Raw genomic sequence first — 15,911 nt, forward strand, 5'->3', positions numbered from 1 at the left:
GGCGGGCGACCAATTTGGTCGCCCTTTTTTTTTTACCTGTGAATTCGCCCGGCGCTACACGCCTTGGTTCAGCCGATCGATCAGCGCCCGCACGCTGCCCGGCAGGGCATCCAGCTCGCGCACCAGCATGCTGCGCTCGCGCACCGCCCAGGCTTCGTCCAGTTGCAGAATCGCCAGTTGCATGGTGCGGCTGTGCCGCCGTGCTGCCGACTCGGGAATGATGCCGATGCCGACGCCGCCTTCGATCATTCGGCAGATCGCCTCGAAGCTCGATACCTGGATACGCAGGGCCAGGTTGCCGCCGAGTTTCTCCACCTGTTCACGCAAAAAACTCAGCAGCGTGCTGCCCTCGTGCAGGCCGATGTGCTGGTAGGCGAGGGTGTCGTTGAAGCTCACCGATGGCCGCCGCGCCAGGGCATGGCCCAGCGGCACCGCCAGCACCAGGCGGTCGGTGCTGAAGTGCAGCACCTGCAGGCCGGGCGCCTGCACCGGGCCGGCGATGATGCCGAGATCCGCCGCGCCGTCCAGCACACCACGTACGATGTCGCGGCTGAGGCGCTCCTGCAGATCGACGGTGACGCCGGGGCGTTCGGCGAGAAAACCGGCCAGCACCTCGGGGAGAAATTCGGTCACTGCCGTGGTGTTGGCGAAGATGCGGATATGCCCTGCTGCGTCGGTGCCGTATTCGGTGAATTCGCTCTTCAGATAATCCACCTGGCGCATGATCAGCCGCGCGTGCTGCAGTAGGCGCTGGCCGGCCGGGGTCAGCTCGACGCCACGGCTGTCGCGATAGAGCAGGCGGCTGCCGAGCTGGCTTTCCAGTGACTTGATCCGCGCGCTGGCGGCGGCCGGCGAGAGAAACGCCTTGCGCGCGCCCTGGGTCAGGCTGGGCGACTCGGCGATGTGGATGAACAGGCGCAGGTCGGGCAGATCGAAATGCATGGTGGCCATTTCCTGAGGTCATTCGTAGGAGCCCGCTTGCGGGCGATCACTGGCGATCTGTAAAGCATCGCCCGCAAGCGGGCTCCTACAGGATTGGCGTTAAGCATATCCGAACGCTGGTTTAAATAAATGCGGATTCTCTGAACGCATGCGGCATCGCATGCTCCAGCTCACACAAGAACCGAGCTGGAACCTGCCCCATGAGTGATTCTGCTTTTTCCGCCTGGATCGGTCGTAGTGAAGAAGTCCACGACCAACTCAGCCGCAACCTGGTCAAGCGCATCGCCGCCACCTTCGGCGAAGCCACGCCGGCCCATGGCGAGGCGCTGCCGCCGCTGTGGCACTGGGCGTTCTTTCAGGAACCTATTGCCGAGAGTGGCCTGGGCGAGGACGGCCATCCGGCGCGTGGTGGCTTCCTGCCGCCGGCCGACAACCGCAACCGCATGTGGGCCGGCGGCCGTATCGAGTTCATCCAGCCGTTGCGGGTGGGTGGCGAAGCCAGCCGTATATCGACCATCAAGCACATCGAGGAAAAGCACGGCCGCACCGGCGCGCTGCTGTTCGTCACCGTGCAGCACGACTACCTGCAGGACGGCCAACTGGCCATCCGCGAAGAGCAGGACATCGTCTACCGCGAGCCCAGCCCGCCCAAGGCCAGCAGCGGCGAGCCGCTGGTCGCTGGTGACTGGCGCGAGGCGGTCACGCCGTCCAGCACGCTGCTGTTTCGCTACAGCGCCGTGACCTTCAATGGCCACCGCATCCATTACGACTGGCCCTACGTCACCGAAACCGAAGGCTACAGCGGCCTGGTGGTGCACGGCCCGCTGATCGCCACCCTGAACCTGCGCGCCTTCTGCCGCGCCAACCCGCAGGCGCGCCTGCGTCATTTCGCCTATCGCGGCCTGCGCCCGTTGATCGCACCGAACCCCTTCGAGGTGGGCGGGCGTATCAGTGGCGAGGGCCACGCCGAGCTGTGGGCAGGTAACGAGGCCGGCCTGGCGCAGCGCGCCGAAGTGCAATTCGACTGATTTCGTAGGGCGAACCGGGACGCTGATTTCGTAGGGCGAACCGGGACGCCGGCCGCTCGTAGCCTAAGCGAACAGTCCGCCGATTGTGATGAATCAAATAGAAACGGCGTACTGCTTCGCGAGTACGCCCTACATCGTTACCGGGCGGTGTCACGCCCACACGATTTCGAGGAAGACCGATGAACCACAACAACAACGAAGAACTCAACGCTATCCGCGAAGGCGTGCGCGCCCTCTGTGCGGAGTTTCCCGCCGAATACTGGCGCAAGATCGATGAGGAGAAGGGCTTCCCGGAAGCCTTCGTCACGGCCATGACCGAGGCCGGCTGGCTGTCGGCGATGATCCCGGAAGAGTACGGCGGCTCGGGCCTGGGTCTGGCCGAGGCCTCGGTGATCCTCGAGGAGGTCAACCACTGCGGCGGCAACTCCGGCACCATCCACGGGCAGATGTACAACATGTTCACCCTGCTGCGTAACGGTAGCGAGGAGCAGAAGCGCCACTACCTGCCGAAGCTGGCCAGCGGCGAGCTGCGCCTGCAGTCGATGGGCGTCACCGAGCCGACCACCGGCACCGACACCACCAAGATCAAGACCACCGCCGTGCGTCAGGGCGACAAGTACGTGATCAACGGGCAGAAGGTGTGGATCTCGCGCGTCCAGCATTCCGATCTGATGATCCTGTTGGCGCGCACCACGCCGCTGGCCGAGGTGCAGCGCAAGTCCGAGGGCATGTCGATCTTCCTGGTCGATCTGCGCGAAGCCATCGGCAACGGCCTGACCGTGCAACCGATTGCCAACATGGTCAATCACGAGACCAACGAGTTGTTCTTCGACAACCTGGAAATCCCCGCCAGCAGCCTGATTGGTGAAGAAGGCAAGGGTTTCCGCTACATCCTCGACGGCCTCAATGCCGAGCGCACGCTGATCGCCGCCGAGTGCATCGGCGATGGCCGCTGGTTTATCGAGAAGTCCGCGCAGTACGCCCGCGATCGCGTGGTGTTCGGCCGGCCCATCGGCCAGAACCAGGGCGTGCAATTCCCCATCGCCGAGGCGCATATCGAGATCGAGGCTGCCGACCTGATGCGCTGGCGCGCCTGCGAGGAATACGACGCCGGGCGCAATGCCGGAGCGGCGGCCAACATGGCCAAGTACCTGGCCGCCAAGGCCAGCTGGGAGGCGGCCAACGCCTGCCTGCAGACCCACGGCGGCTTCGGTTTCGCCAACGAATACGACGTCGAGCGCAAGTTCCGCGAAACCCGCCTGTACCAGGTCGCGCCGATCTCCACCAACCTGATCCTCTCTTATGTAGCCGAGCACCTGCTCGAGCTGCCCCGTTCGTTCTGAGGCCGCGACCATGAGCAAACATACTCAACAGCTGGCTGCGTTCCTCGCCGAACTGTCCTACGAGCAGATCCCCGGCCACGTGCTGGACCGCACCGAAGACCTGTTCCTCGACTGGCTCGGCTCGGCTCTGGCTAGCGAGGGCGCGCGGCCGATCCCGCTGTTCGAGGCCTATGCGCAGCGGATGGGCCCGGCCGACGGCCCGGCGCGCATCCTGGTCAACGGCCGCGGCACCTCGGCGTACTTCGCCGCCCTGGTCAACGGTGCGTCGTCTCATCTGGTGGAGCAGGACGACCTGCACAACAGCTCGGTGCTGCACCCGGCCACCGTGGTGTTCTCGGCCGCCCTGGCGGCGGCGCAGGATCTCGGCAAGTCCGGGCGCGAGCTGTTACTGGCCTCGGTCGCCGGCTACGAGGCGGGCATTCGCATCGGCGAATTCCTTGGTCGCTCGCACTACCGCATCTTTCACACCACGGCGACGGTGGGCACCCTGGCCTCTGCGGTGGCCGTGGGCAAGCTGCTGGACTTCGACCAGCAGCAGTTCATCCACCTGCTCGGTAATGCCGGTACCCAGGCTGCAGGCTTGTGGGAGTTCCTGCGCGATGCCGCCGACTCCAAACAGCTGCACACCGCCAAGGCGGCGGCCGATGGTCTGCTCGCCGCGTACTTCACCGAGCAGGGCCTGACCGGCGCGCAGAACATTCTCGAAGGCGAGCAGGGCATGGCTGCGGGCATGTCCAGTGACGCCAATCCAAGCAAGCTCTCGGACCGTCTCGGTCGGCGCTGGGCGCTGGTGGAAACCTCGTTCAAGTTTCACGCCTCCTGCCGGCACACCCATCCGGCGGCGGATGCACTGCTTGGCCTGATGCAGCGCGAAGGTCTGCGCCACGAGCAGATCGAGCGCGTCATCGCCCGTGTGCATCAAGGCGCCATCGATGTGCTCGGGCGGGTGAAGGTGCCGCAGACCGTGCACCAGGCCAAGTTTTCCATGGGCACGGTGCTCGGCCTGATCGCCGTGCATGGCAAGGCGCAGCTCACCGAATTCGCCAACCTGTCGTTGACCGATGCCGATGTCGCCGCCTTCCGCGACAAGGTCAGCATGCGCCTCGACCCCGAGGTCGATGGTGCCTATCCGGCTCGCTGGTTGGGCCGCGTTGAGGTCGTCACGGTCGACGGTCGCACCCTGCATGGCGCCATCGACGAGCCCAAGGGCGATCCCGGCAACACCCTCAGTCGCGCCGAGCTGGAAGACAAGTTCCGTCGTCTATTGGCCTTCGCCGGCAAGCGCAGCAGCGATGAGGCGGGTGTGCTGATCGAGCGGGTCTGGCGCCTGCGCGAGACCGATGACCTGAGCCACCTGGCCTGACCGAGGACATGGACATGAACAATGCACAACAAATTCGGCCACTGGATGGCATCACCGTGGTCAGCCTGGAACATGCCATCGCTGCGCCGTTCTGCACCCGTCAGCTTGCCGACCTCGGCGCGCGGGTGATCAAGGTCGAGCGCCCCGGCAGCGGCGACTTCGCCCGCGGCTACGACGAGCGGGTCAGCGGCCTGGCCTCGCATTTCGTCTGGACCAACCGCTCCAAGGAGAGCCTGACCCTCGACCTCAAGCAGGCCGACGCCATGCAGGTGCTGGACAGCCTGCTGGCCGGCGCCGACGTGCTGGTGCAGAACCTCGCCCCCGGCGCCGCGGCGCGCATGGGCCTGGCGTTCGAGGCGCTGCACGAGCGCTTTCCCCAGCTGATCGTCTGCGACATCTCCGGCTACGGCGAGGGCGGCCCGTACGAGCAGAAGAAGGCCTACGACCTGCTGATCCAGAGCGAGGGCGGCTTTCTCTCCGTCACCGGCGGGCCGGGCGAGGAGGAGATGGCCAAGGCCGGCTGCTCCATCGCCGATATCGCCGCCGGCATGTACGCCTATACCGGTGTGCTCTCGGCATTGATGCTGCGCGGCAAGACCGGCGTCGGCAGCCGCGTCGATGTGTCGATGCTGGAAAGCCTGGTGGAGTGGATGGGCTACCCGCTGTACTACGCCTACGACGGCGCCACGCCGCCGCCGCGCGCCGGCGCCGCGCACTCGACCATCTACCCCTACGGCCCGTTCCCGGCCGGCGACGGCGGCACGGTGATGCTCGGCCTGCAGAACGAGCGCGAGTGGCAGGCGTTCTGCGCCAAGGTGCTGGAGCAGCCGGAACTGGCCAGTGACGAGCGCTTTTCCGCCAACTTCAAGCGTTCGGCTAACCGCGCCGAGCTGCGCGCCATCATCGTCGAGGCCTTCTCCCGCCTGAGCGCGGCGCAGGTGATCGAGCGCCTGGAGCAGGCGCAGATTGCCAATGCCCAGGTCAACGACATGGCTGGCGTCTGGGCCCATCCGCAGCTTAAGGCGCGCCAGCGCTGGCGCCAGGTCGACAGCCCCAGCGGCAGCCTGCCTGCCTTGCTGCCGCCGGGGCGCAACAGCGCCTTCGAACCGCGCATGGATGCCGTCCCGGCGCTGGGCCAGCACACCGATGCGCTGCTCGCCGAGCTGGGCTACGGCGCCGGTGATATCCAGCGCCTGCATCAGCGGGGGGCCGTATGAGCCATTCCGTTATCCGCAGCGCCCTGTTCGTGCCGGCGAGCCGCCCGGAGCGCATCCCTAAGGCGCTGGCCGTGGGTGCCGACGCGGTCATCGTCGACCTGGAAGACGCCGTTCAGGAGAGCCTGAAGGTCGAGGCACGGGCGAATCTCGATGCCTTTCTCACGGCCAATCGGGACGCCCGGCTGCTGGTGCGGATCAACGCCCCCGAGCATGCCGGGCACGGCGCCGATATCGAACTCTGCGGCCGTCATGCCGGTGTCGTCGGCGTGCTGCTGCCCAAGGTGGAAAGTGCCGCCCAGGTGGCGCGTGTGGCGGCCTGCGGCAAGCCGGTGTGGCCGATCATCGAGAGTGCGGCGGGGCTGCTGGCGCTGGCGGAAATCGCCCGCGGCGAGGGCGTCGAGCGACTGTCCTTCGGCGCCCTCGACCTGGGCTTGGATCTCGGGCTCGCCAGCGGCAGCGCTGGCGCCGAACGCATCCTCGACCAGGCCCGTTATGCCTTGCTGCTGCATTCGCGCACGGCAGGCCTGGCCGCGCCGCTGGACAGCGTGTTCCCCGCCATCGAGGACCGCGACGGTCTGGCCCGTACCGCGCGTGACGCGCGCGACATGGGCTTCGACGGCTTGCTGTGCATCCACCCGACCCAGGTCGAGATCGTCCACCACGCCTTGCGCCCGACGGATCAGGAGTTGGCCTGGGCCCGCCGCGTGATGACGGCGGCCAGCAGCGGCGAAGGCGTGTTCGTGGTCGACGGCCAGATGGTCGACGCCCCGGTGCTGGGCCGCGCCCAACGACTGCTGCAACGCGCCGGCGAGAGCCCGGCCTGAACACCGGCCGGCGGCACCGCGTCGCCGGCCCCTTCGTCCCACGTACCGACCTACAACAACAACGAGGTAACGTCATGTTCAAACTCACCGCCAAGGCGCTCGCCTGCGCCGCCATCCTCTCCTGTGCCGGGCTGGTTCAGGCTGCCGAGGAACCCATCCTCATCAAGTTCGCCCATGTGGTGGCGGACAACACGCCCAAGGGCCAGGGCGCGCTGCTGTTCAAACAGCTGGCCGAAGAGCGCCTGCCGGGCCGGGTCAAGGTGGAGGTCTACCCCAATTCCTCGCTGTTCGGCGACGGCAAGGAAATGGAGGCGCTGCTGCTCGGCGACGTGCAGATGCTGGCGCCGTCGCTGGCCAAGTTCGAGCAGTACGCCAAGCCGGTGCAGATCTTCGACCTGCCGTTTCTGTTCGACGACATGGAGGCGGTTGATCGCTTCCAGGGCGGCCCGGCCGGCCGTGCGCTGCTGACCTCCATGGAGGACAAGAACATCACCGGCCTGGCCTATTGGCATAACGGTCTGAAGATCATGTCCGCCAACAAGCCGCTGCATGAGCCGAAGGATGCCCGCGGTCTGAAGTTCCGCGTGCAGGCCTCGGCAGTGCTCGAGGAGCAGTTCAAGGCAGTCCGTGCAAACCCGCGCAAGATGAGCTTCGCCGAGGTCTACCAGGGCCTGCAGACCGGCGTGGTCAACGGCACCGAGAACACCTGGTCGAACTACCAGAGCCAGAAGGTGCACGAGGTGCAGAAGTACATGACCGAGTCCGATCATGGCCTGATCGACTACATGGTGATCACCAACACCAAGTTCTGGAAGGGTCTGCCGGATGACGTGCGCAGTGAGCTGGAAACCATCATGGCCGAGGTTTCCGTCGAGGTGAACAAGCAGGCTGACGAGCTCAACCGCACGGCCAAAGAGGATATCGCCAAGGCCGGCACCACCGAGATCATCGAGCTGACCCCGGCGCAGCGCGCGCAGTGGCGCGAGGCCATGCGCCCGGTGTGGAAGAAGTTCGAGGGCGAGATCGGCGCCGAGCTGATCCAGGCTGCCGAGGCGTCGAACCGCCCCTGACACCTGAAAACTGCCGCAAGACCATGGTCTTAGAGCGGTAAGACCATGGTCGAATGGCCACACGAAGGGTCGGGGGATACAAAAGGCAGCATAAAAAAACAACTCGCCATCGAGGTATATCCATGAGTGCTGCGTCTCTTTATCCCGTGAGCCCGGAAGCGGCCGCCCGGACCCTGACCGACGAGGCCACCTACAAGGCCATGTACCAGCAGTCGGTGGTCAACCCCGACGGCTTCTGGCGCGAGCAGGGCAAACGCCTCGACTGGATCAAGCCCTACACCAAGGTCAAGCAGACCTCCTTCGACGATCACCACGTCGACATCAAGTGGTTCGCCGACGGCACCCTCAACGTCTCCTACAACTGCCTGGACCGTCATCTGGCAGAGCGGGGCGATCAGGTGGCGATCATCTGGGAAGGCGACGACCCGGCCGAGCACCAGGAAATCACCTACCGCCAGCTGCACGAGCAGGTGTGCAAGTTCGCCAACGCCCTGCGCGGCCAGGACGTGCACCGCGGCGACGTGGTGACCATCTACATGCCGATGATCCCCGAAGCCGTGGTGGCCATGCTCGCCTGCACCCGCATCGGCGCGATCCACTCGGTGGTGTTCGGCGGCTTCTCGCCGGAGGCGCTGGCAGGGCGCATCATCGACTGCCAGTCGAAGGTGGTGATCACCGCCGACGAGGGCGTGCGCGGCGGCAAGAAGGTGCCGCTGAAAGCCAACGTCGACGACGCGCTGACCAACCCGGAAACCCACAGCGTGCAGAAGGTCATCGTGGCCAAGCGCACCGGCTCGGCGATCAAGTGGAACCAGCACCGCGACATCTGGTACGAGGACCTGATGAAGGTCGCCGGCAGCGTCTGCGCGCCGAAGGAAATGGGCGCCGAGGAGCCGCTGTTCATCCTCTATACCTCGGGGAGCACCGGCAAGCCCAAGGGCGTGATGCACACCACCGGCGGCTACCTGGTGTACGCCTCGCTGACCCACGAGCGGGTATTCGACTACCGCCCCGGCGAGGTGTTCTGGTGCACCGCCGACATCGGCTGGGTCACCGGCCACAGCTATCTGGTCTACGGGCCGCTGGCCAACGGCGCCACCACCGTCATGTTCGAAGGCGTGCCGAACTACCCGGACGTCACCCGCGTGGCCAAGATCGTCGACAAGCACAAGGTCAATATCCTCTACACCGCGCCGACCGCGATCCGCGCCATGATGGCCGAGGGCAAGGCCGCCGTGGCCGGCGCCGACGGCTCCAGCCTGCGCCTGCTCGGTTCGGTCGGCGAGCCGATCAACCCCGAGGCCTGGCACTGGTACTACGAGAACGTCGGCCAGAGCCGCTGCCCGATCGTCGATACCTGGTGGCAGACCGAAACCGGTGCCTGCCTGATGACCCCGCTGCCGGGCGCCCACGCGATGAAGCCGGGCTCCGCCGCGCGGCCGTTCTTCGGCGTGCAGCCGGCGCTGGTGGACAATCTGGGCAACATCCTGGAAGGCGCCACCGAGGGCAACCTGGTGATCATCGACTCCTGGCCGGGCCAGGCGCGCACCCTGTTCGGCGACCATGATCGCTTCGTCGACACCTACTTCAAGACCTTCAAGGGCATGTACTTCACCGGCGACGGCGCGCGCCGCGACGAGGACGGCTACTGGTGGATCACCGGCCGCGTCGACGACGTGCTCAACGTCTCGGGGCACCGCATGGGCACCGCCGAGGTGGAAAGCGCCATGGTTGCCCACCCGAAGGTCGCCGAGGCCGCGGTGGTCGGCGTACCGCACGACATCAAGGGCCAGGGCATCTACGTCTACGTCACCCTCAACGCCGGCGAGGAGGCCAGCGAGCAGCTGCGTCAGGAGCTGCGCAACTGGGTGCGCAAGGAAATCGGCCCGATCGCCACCCCGGACGTGATCCAGTGGGCGCCGGGCCTGCCCAAGACCCGCTCGGGCAAGATCATGCGCCGTATCCTGCGCAAGATCGCCACCGCCGAATACGACTCCCTCGGCGACATCTCCACGCTGGCCGATCCCGGCGTGGTGCAGCACCTCATCGACACGCATCGGCAGATGCAAGCCGCCTGCGCCTGATCGGCAACGGCAACCGGAAAGCCCCGCCCGGCCACAAGCCCGGCGGGGCTTTCGTTTGTGCGGTCGATGGGGGGCGAGCGCCTGGCGCACCCGGGCTGGGTACCCCGTAGCCCGGATGCAAGCCGCGGCGCTGGTCGGTGCAATGCAAAACGCCCCATTGCTGCGGGGCGTTTCGTTTGGCTATGTCCCAATTGCGTGTTGCACGGCGATAAACCGTAGGTTGGGTTGAGGAGCGCAGCGACGAAGCCCAACCAGACATGCCGATGCCTGTTGGGCTTCGCTGCGCTCAGCACCAACCTACCCATTCATGCAACACCTAACGGGTACATAGTCTTTCGTTTAGGGAAGTTCTGAAAAAGCCATTTATCGTCACTCCCGCGAAGGCGGGAGCCCAGGTACTGCGCAGGTTCTGGATTATTCCCCTGCGGGCCAGCGCAAGCGCTGTTCAGCGATGAAACTGCTGTCCCGCTTGCGCCCGGCTATTTCAGCGTTTCCTTAGCGGTTGGCGGGCATTCAGAGCGCGCCGAATACCTTCTTCGCCAGGCTAGTGGCGGCGCCGGCCGGGTTCTGGCGAATGCTGGCTTCCTGCGCGGCGATCATCTCGAACAGGCCGTTGAGCGCCTGCTCGGTGACGTAACCTTCCACCGTGCTGCTCTTGGCGTCGACCACGCCGAAGGCCGCGGCCTGGCCGGCGAAGGCGTTGTACTGCTGGGCCAGGCCGACCCGGTCGGTGGCCTGCTTGACGATGGGCAGGAACTTGGCGCGGATCTGCTCGCGGCTGCTCTGGTTCAGGTACTGGGTGGCGGAGTCCTCGGGGCCGGCGAGAATCGCCTTGGCATCGGCCGGGGTCATCTTCTTCACGGCGTCCACCAGCAGCGCCTGGGCCTGCGGCACGGCGGCTTCGGCGGCCTGGTTCATGCTCGCCTCCAACTGCTCGACCTGGGCGCCCATGCCCATCATCTTCATGGTCTTGGCGGCCTTGCCGAGGTGGCCCGGCAGCTCGATGCGCACGTCCGGGTTGTCGCTGAAGCCGCCGGGCGTGCCGAGCTGCTTGACCGCCACCTGGGCGCCCTGGATCAGCGCGTCCTTGAGGCCGCCGCTGGCGTCCTGCTGGCTCAGGTCGGAGAGGGACAGGGCGAAGGCGCTGGCCGAGAGCAGCAGGCCGGCGGCGATTGAGGCGAGGCGAAGCATGGTGGCGTCCTTGTGCGGGGGAAATGCCGCCAGCTTAACCGAGTGCGCCGCGCAGACAAGCGTCGTGCGGCGTCCTGGCGGCGGCAAGCGTTTGCCTGGCCCGGCCATCGCCCGGCACGACGCGGCAGTGGGCAACGCCACTCGCGGCTGGCTATGATCCCAGCCATGACTTCCCTGCCACCGCTTCGTCATCCCTGCCCGGCGGGCGCCTGCGACTGTCGGCGCGAACAACTGCTGGAGGCGCCGGGCGCCGACACGCGCATCCTGCTGCTCACCCGTCAGGAGGAGCAGCGCCTGCTCGAGCGCCTGGAGAACCTGCAGAGCCTGGAGGATCTTCAGCGCATGCAGCAACGCATGTTCGAGCAGCTCGGCATTGGCCTGCATATCGCCCCCGGCCATGGCGAGGTGCGCAGCATGCGCGGCATCGGCTTTCGCTTCGACGAGCAGCCGGGCCTGTGCCGCAAGACCCGTCAGGCGATCCCGGCGGCGATCCGCCGCGCCCTGGAGAAGCGCCCGGAGATCGCCTGGCGCCTGCTCGATGCGCACGATCTGTTTCGCGACGACTGAGGCCGCCCGTCTCGCATTCCGGCGTGCGAGTGAACTCAGGGCGCCTGTCCCGGTCTTTCTCCTGTCGGCCCGCCGGGGCGGCGCGGGTGGCCATCGGCCGGCTGGCTGAAGGCATCGTCAGCGCGTTCCCGGGACCTCCGTTGCAGCCCATGGCGCTGCCTGTGGCCGACCTCGCACCGCGCCCGCTCGGCGGGCTTCGTTTTCGTCGCCACGTGAAGATCGCCCATGCCCTTATCCCGTCATTTCCCCGTTATTCCGACTCGCCCCTTCGCCGCCTGCCTGTTCGGCGGCCTGCTGGCGCTGGCCCCTGCGGCGCAGGCCGAGGAGGCCGGCAGCAATGCCCGCTGGGTCAGCGACAGCCTGAACACCTATGTGCGCAGCGGGCCGACCGATGGCTACCGCATCGTCGGCACGCTGAGCTCCGGGCAGAAGGTCGAGCTGCTGCGCAGCCAGGGCGATTACAGCCAGGTGCGCGCGGACAACGGCAATGCCGTGTGGATTCCCAGCCGCGACCTGCAGGCCGTGCCCGGCCAGGCCGAGCGCCTGCCACAGCTGGAGCAGCAGGTGGCCGAGTTGTCCGCCGAGCTGAAAGGCATCGACGACGCCTGGAAGGCCCGCGTGCAGGGCATGCAGGAGACCCTGGACTCGCGCAAGACGCTGATCGACGAACTGCAGGCGGCCCGCAGCGGCCTGGACAGCGAGCTGACCATGGCCCGCGCCGAGTTGCGCGATGCCCAGGCGCAACTGGGCGAGGAGCAGCAGCAGGTGCTGATGCGCTACATGGTCTACGGCGGCGGCATCGCCGGCGCCGGGCTGCTGCTCGGGCTGATCCTGCCGACCATGCTGCGGGTCAAGCGCAAGCGCAACGATCAGTGGTTCTGAGCCCGGCTCAGGTGCACGCCGTCAGGTGCCGGGCGATTGCCCAGAGTGCTTCCGGATTGCATCCGGGCTACGGAACATGGTCGCTTGTCAGAGCAACCCCGCCACCAAGCGCCCGAGCACTTCCATGGCCTGCTCGCTGCGCGGGTTCCACGGGTGGCCGTAGTTCAGCCGCGCGCAGTGACGAAAGCCCTGGCTGGCGGAGAAGATCGGCCCCGGCGCCAGGCTGATGCCCTGGGCCAAGGCCAGGCGCAGCAGTTGCAGCGAATCCAGGCGTTCGGGAAATTCGAACCAGAGGAAGTAGCCACCCGAAGGTCGCGTGACCCGCGTGCTGGCAGGGAAGTGCCGGGCGGCAGAGGCGAGCATCGCGCTTTGCTGCATTTCCAGGGCGTGGCGCAGCTTGCGCAGGTGGCGGTCGTAGCCGCCGTGCTGCAGGTAATCGGCCAGCGCTGCCTGGGCTGGCACCGACGGCGAGATGGTGGTCATCAGCTTGAGCCGGGCGATCTGCTCGGCATAGCGCCCGCCGGCCACCCAGCCGATGCGATAACCCGGCGCCAGGCTCTTGGAGAAGGAGCTGCAATGCATCACCAGCCCCTCGCGGTCGAAGCTCTTCACCGGCTTGGGCGGGTGGCTGCCGAAGTACAGCTCGGCGTATACGTCGTCCTCGATCAGCGGCACCTGATGTTCGACCAGCAACTCATACAGCGCCTGCTTCTTCTCCTCGCTCATGCTCGCGCCGAGCGGGTTCTGCAGGCTGCTCATGAACCAGCAGGCCTTGATCGGCAGTTGCTTCAGACTCTCCGACAGGGCGCCCAGGTCGATGCCCTCGCGTGGGTGCACGGGGATTTCCACGGCCTTGAGCTGCAGCCGCTCCAGCACCTGCAGGCAGGCGTAGAAGGTGGGGGATTCGATAGCCACCAGGTCGCCGGGCTGGGTCACGCACTGCAGGCAGAGGTTGAGCGCCTCCATGGCGCCGTTGCTGATCACCAGTTCCTCCATCGGCAGCATCACGCCGCTGACCATGTAGCGCAGGGCGATCTGCCGGCGCAGGTCGGCGTTGCCGGCGGTCATGTCGGCGATGATCTCGTGCGGCGATAGCATGCGCAGCGCGTGCGCCATGCTCTTGGCCAGACGCGGCAGGGGGAACAGGTCGGGGCTGGGGAACGCCGAGCCGAAGGGCACGGTGTGCGGGTCCTTCAGCGAGGCGAGCACGGAGAACACCAGTTCGCTGACGTCGACGTCGGTGGTTTGCGCCGCGTGAGCGGTCAGTTCCGGTTCGTGCAGCGGGCGTTTGGCGTGTTCGCGGACGAAATAGCCGGAACGGGCGCGGGCCTGGATCAGGCCGCGATCCTCCAGCAGGTAGTAGGCCTGGAACACGGTGGACGGGCTGACGCCGTAGGTGCGGCTGGCATGGCGCACCGAGGGCACTTTCTCACCGGGGCCGAGCACGCCGGTGCGGATCAGCTCGGCGATCTCGTCGGCAAATTTTTCGTAGCGTTTCATCCTGTCCTGGTTCACCGCCGCAAAGGGTACGGGCGAATACTTTACGGGGTGAGCGGCAGACATGGCAGTGCCTCGTGAGTGGTGCTTGCGTCGGACGTAGGAGCGGATTTATCCGCGATCAATATGGCGCAGCGCTTATCGCGGCTAAAGCGGAATGCCGCCCAGCCGCTCCTACAAGGCTCGTGGAGCCCGTAGCCCGGACGCAATCCGGGGAAGGACCTCGAACCGCCCCGGATTGCATCCGGGCTACGACTCTGGTGGCCCATTCGCCGCGGGGCGCGGCTCCTACAGGGATGTGACAGCACCTGTAGGAGCCCCGCCTCGGGGCGAGGCTTTAGCGCAGCGGCGCGAGGAAGGTGCTCTTGGTGCTCACATGGCTCTGCGAATCGGCCTTGTCGCGTACTTCGAAACGCAAGGTCTGCGGCCCGGCAGCGTTGTGCGACGCCGTCAGCGCGACGCTTACCGGCAGGTCGCGAATCTCCCCCGGCGCCAGGTTCAGCGTGCTTGGGCCATGCAGCTCGAAGTCGCCGGGCTCGACCAGACTGATGGCATAGCTGCGCGGCTGCTGGGTCTTGTTGATGATCTTCAGGCTGTAGATGTTTTCGATCTGGCCCAGGGCGTTCTCGCGGAACAGGCCACGGTCACGGGTCACGTCCAGGGAGATCAGCGGGCGTTCGGCCAGGGCCCAGGCGAAGGCGACGATCATCAACGCCAGCATCGCCGCGTAGCCGATCAGGCGCGGGCGCAACCAGTGGGTCTTGCCGCCAGCCAGCTCGTTCTCGGAGCTGTAGCGCACCAGGCCGCGGGCATAGCCGAGCTTGTCCATCACGCTGTCGCAGGCATCGACGCAGGCGCCGCAGCCGATGCATTCCAGTTGCAGACCGTCGCGAATGTCGATGCCGGTGGGGCAGACCTGCACGCACATCGTGCAGTCGATGCAGTCGCCCAGACCTTCGGCCTTGTAGTCGGCGTCCTTGCGGCGCGGGCCACGGGTTTCGCCACGGGCGGCGTCGTAGGAGATGACCAGTGTATCGCTGTCGAACATCACGCTCTGGAAGCGCGAGTAGGGGCACATGTCGCGGCACACCTTCTCGCGCAGCCAGCCGGCATTGATATAGGTGGCGGCAGTGAAGAACAGCACCCAGAACGCCGTGGTGGCACCGACTTCGAAGGTCGCCAGGTCCACCGTCAACTGACGCACCGGGGTGAAGTAGCCGACGAAGGCCAGTGCGGTGACCAGGCTCACCACCAGCCACAGGCCGTGCTTGGCGCTGCGGCGGGCCAGCTTCTGCAGCGACCAGGGCGCGGCGTCGAGCTTGATGCGCTGGCCACGGTCGCCCTCGGTGATCTGCTCGACACGCATGAAGATCCAGGTCCACACGCTCTGTGGGCAGGCGTAGCCGCACCACACCCGGCCGGCCAGCACGGTGATGAAGAACAGGCCGAAGGCGGCGATGATCAGGATCGCCGAGAGCAGGATGAAATCCTGTGGCCAGAAGGTCGCGCCGAAGATATGGAACTGACGGTTATCCAGATCCCAGAGCACGGCCTGGCGGCCGTTCCAATCGATCCAGGCGGTGCCGAAGAACAGCAGGAACAGCAGGCCGGCACCGAGCAGGCGCAGGTTGCGAAAACGCCCGGTGAAGCTGCGCGTGTGGATCGGGCCGCCGGCCTGGGCCGGTGTCAGGCGGATGGGTTTGCTCGGGTCGATGGTCTCGACGCTGCGCACGGGGATCAGATCGGTCATTTAGTTGCCCTCATCAGGCGTTTATTCAGGCTGGCGCCATGATCCGAGGGCAACTGATTGCAAAACAGACTCAGGTTTTCGATAAAAAAGCGGATCAGATGATCGCGTTGGACGTAGGGAAAAATGCCAGAAAGCTCGCCAGGCCCTGCCATT

13 protein-coding genes are annotated in these 15,911 nt (G+C 66.4%); 9 read left to right on the plus strand and 4 right to left on the minus strand.

Annotated features, from left to right (window positions below; genetic code table 11):
• Positions 1-54: 54 nt before the first annotated feature.
• Positions 55-942 carry a LysR substrate-binding domain-containing protein gene (locus ACIGKL_RS20455; protein ID WP_397488280.1) on the minus strand — a complete coding sequence of 296 codons (888 nt, stop codon included), beginning with the start codon at positions 940-942 and terminating at the stop codon, positions 55-57.
• A 200-nt stretch (positions 943-1,142) separates the two neighbouring features.
• Between ACIGKL_RS20455 and ACIGKL_RS20460 the strand changes: the two genes are divergently transcribed.
• The 7 genes from ACIGKL_RS20460 to acs all read left to right on the plus strand — a co-directional run bounded on the left by ACIGKL_RS20460 (position 1,143) and on the right by acs (position 9,871).
• The gene (locus tag ACIGKL_RS20460) at positions 1,143-1,970 is read left to right on the plus strand and encodes a MaoC family dehydratase N-terminal domain-containing protein (protein ID WP_397488281.1); all 828 of its coding nucleotides are present in this window, start codon (positions 1,143-1,145) and stop codon (positions 1,968-1,970) included.
• A 179-nt stretch (positions 1,971-2,149) separates the two neighbouring features.
• Positions 2,150-3,313: an acyl-CoA dehydrogenase family protein gene (locus tag ACIGKL_RS20465; protein ID WP_104727584.1), complete on the plus strand. Its 1,164-nt coding sequence runs from the start codon at positions 2,150-2,152 to the stop codon at positions 3,311-3,313.
• Between the two features lie 10 nt (positions 3,314-3,323).
• The gene (locus tag ACIGKL_RS20470) at positions 3,324-4,676 is read left to right on the plus strand and encodes an MmgE/PrpD family protein (RefSeq protein ID WP_397488282.1); all 1,353 of its coding nucleotides are present in this window, start codon (positions 3,324-3,326) and stop codon (positions 4,674-4,676) included.
• A gap of 14 nt (positions 4,677-4,690) precedes the next feature.
• On the plus strand, positions 4,691-5,893 hold the full coding sequence (locus tag ACIGKL_RS20475) for a CaiB/BaiF CoA transferase family protein (protein ID WP_397488283.1): 1,203 nt from the start codon (positions 4,691-4,693) through the stop codon (positions 5,891-5,893).
• Positions 5,890-6,717, plus strand: a complete 828-nt coding sequence (locus tag ACIGKL_RS20480) for an HpcH/HpaI aldolase/citrate lyase family protein (RefSeq protein WP_397488284.1) — start codon at positions 5,890-5,892, stop codon at positions 6,715-6,717. Before ACIGKL_RS20475 ends, ACIGKL_RS20480 begins: the two co-directional genes overlap by 4 nt.
• 74 nt (positions 6,718-6,791) lie before the next feature.
• Positions 6,792-7,787 carry a TRAP transporter substrate-binding protein gene (locus ACIGKL_RS20485; protein WP_397488285.1) on the plus strand — a complete coding sequence of 332 codons (996 nt, stop codon included), beginning with the start codon at positions 6,792-6,794 and terminating at the stop codon, positions 7,785-7,787.
• Between the two features lie 122 nt (positions 7,788-7,909).
• Positions 7,910-9,871 (plus strand): acetate--CoA ligase, encoded by a 1,962-nt coding sequence (gene acs / locus ACIGKL_RS20490; RefSeq protein ID WP_397488286.1) that lies wholly within the window; start codon positions 7,910-7,912, stop codon positions 9,869-9,871.
• 513 nt (positions 9,872-10,384) lie between these two features.
• Here acs and ACIGKL_RS20495 read toward each other — a convergent pair.
• Complete coding sequence (locus tag ACIGKL_RS20495) at positions 10,385-11,062, minus strand: DUF4197 domain-containing protein (RefSeq protein WP_397488287.1); 678 nt, start codon at positions 11,060-11,062, stop codon at positions 10,385-10,387.
• A gap of 165 nt (positions 11,063-11,227) precedes the next feature.
• On the opposite strand from ACIGKL_RS20495, the gene ACIGKL_RS20500 reads away from it, so the two are divergent.
• Positions 11,228-11,629, plus strand: coding sequence for a hypothetical protein (locus tag ACIGKL_RS20500; RefSeq protein WP_397488288.1), 402 nt, complete (start codon positions 11,228-11,230; stop codon positions 11,627-11,629).
• Between the two features lie 225 nt (positions 11,630-11,854).
• Positions 11,855-12,511 carry a TIGR04211 family SH3 domain-containing protein gene (locus ACIGKL_RS20505; RefSeq protein WP_397488289.1) on the plus strand — a complete coding sequence of 219 codons (657 nt, stop codon included), beginning with the start codon at positions 11,855-11,857 and terminating at the stop codon, positions 12,509-12,511.
• Positions 12,512-12,598: 87 nt separating this feature from the next.
• Here ACIGKL_RS20505 and mapR read toward each other — a convergent pair whose 3' ends face one another.
• On the minus strand, positions 12,599-14,011 hold the full coding sequence (gene mapR / locus ACIGKL_RS20510; protein WP_397488290.1) for a GntR family transcriptional regulator MpaR: 1,413 nt from the start codon (positions 14,009-14,011) through the stop codon (positions 12,599-12,601).
• A gap of 334 nt (positions 14,012-14,345) precedes the next feature.
• Positions 14,346-15,758 (minus strand): cytochrome c oxidase accessory protein CcoG, encoded by a 1,413-nt coding sequence (ccoG, locus tag ACIGKL_RS20515; protein ID WP_397488291.1) that lies wholly within the window; start codon positions 15,756-15,758, stop codon positions 14,346-14,348.
• Between the last annotated feature and the right edge of the window lie 153 nt (positions 15,759-15,911).

The organism is Pseudomonas sp. NPDC077186, from assembly GCF_044543505.1.
Lineage (GTDB): Bacteria > Pseudomonadota > Gammaproteobacteria > Pseudomonadales > Pseudomonadaceae > Aquipseudomonas.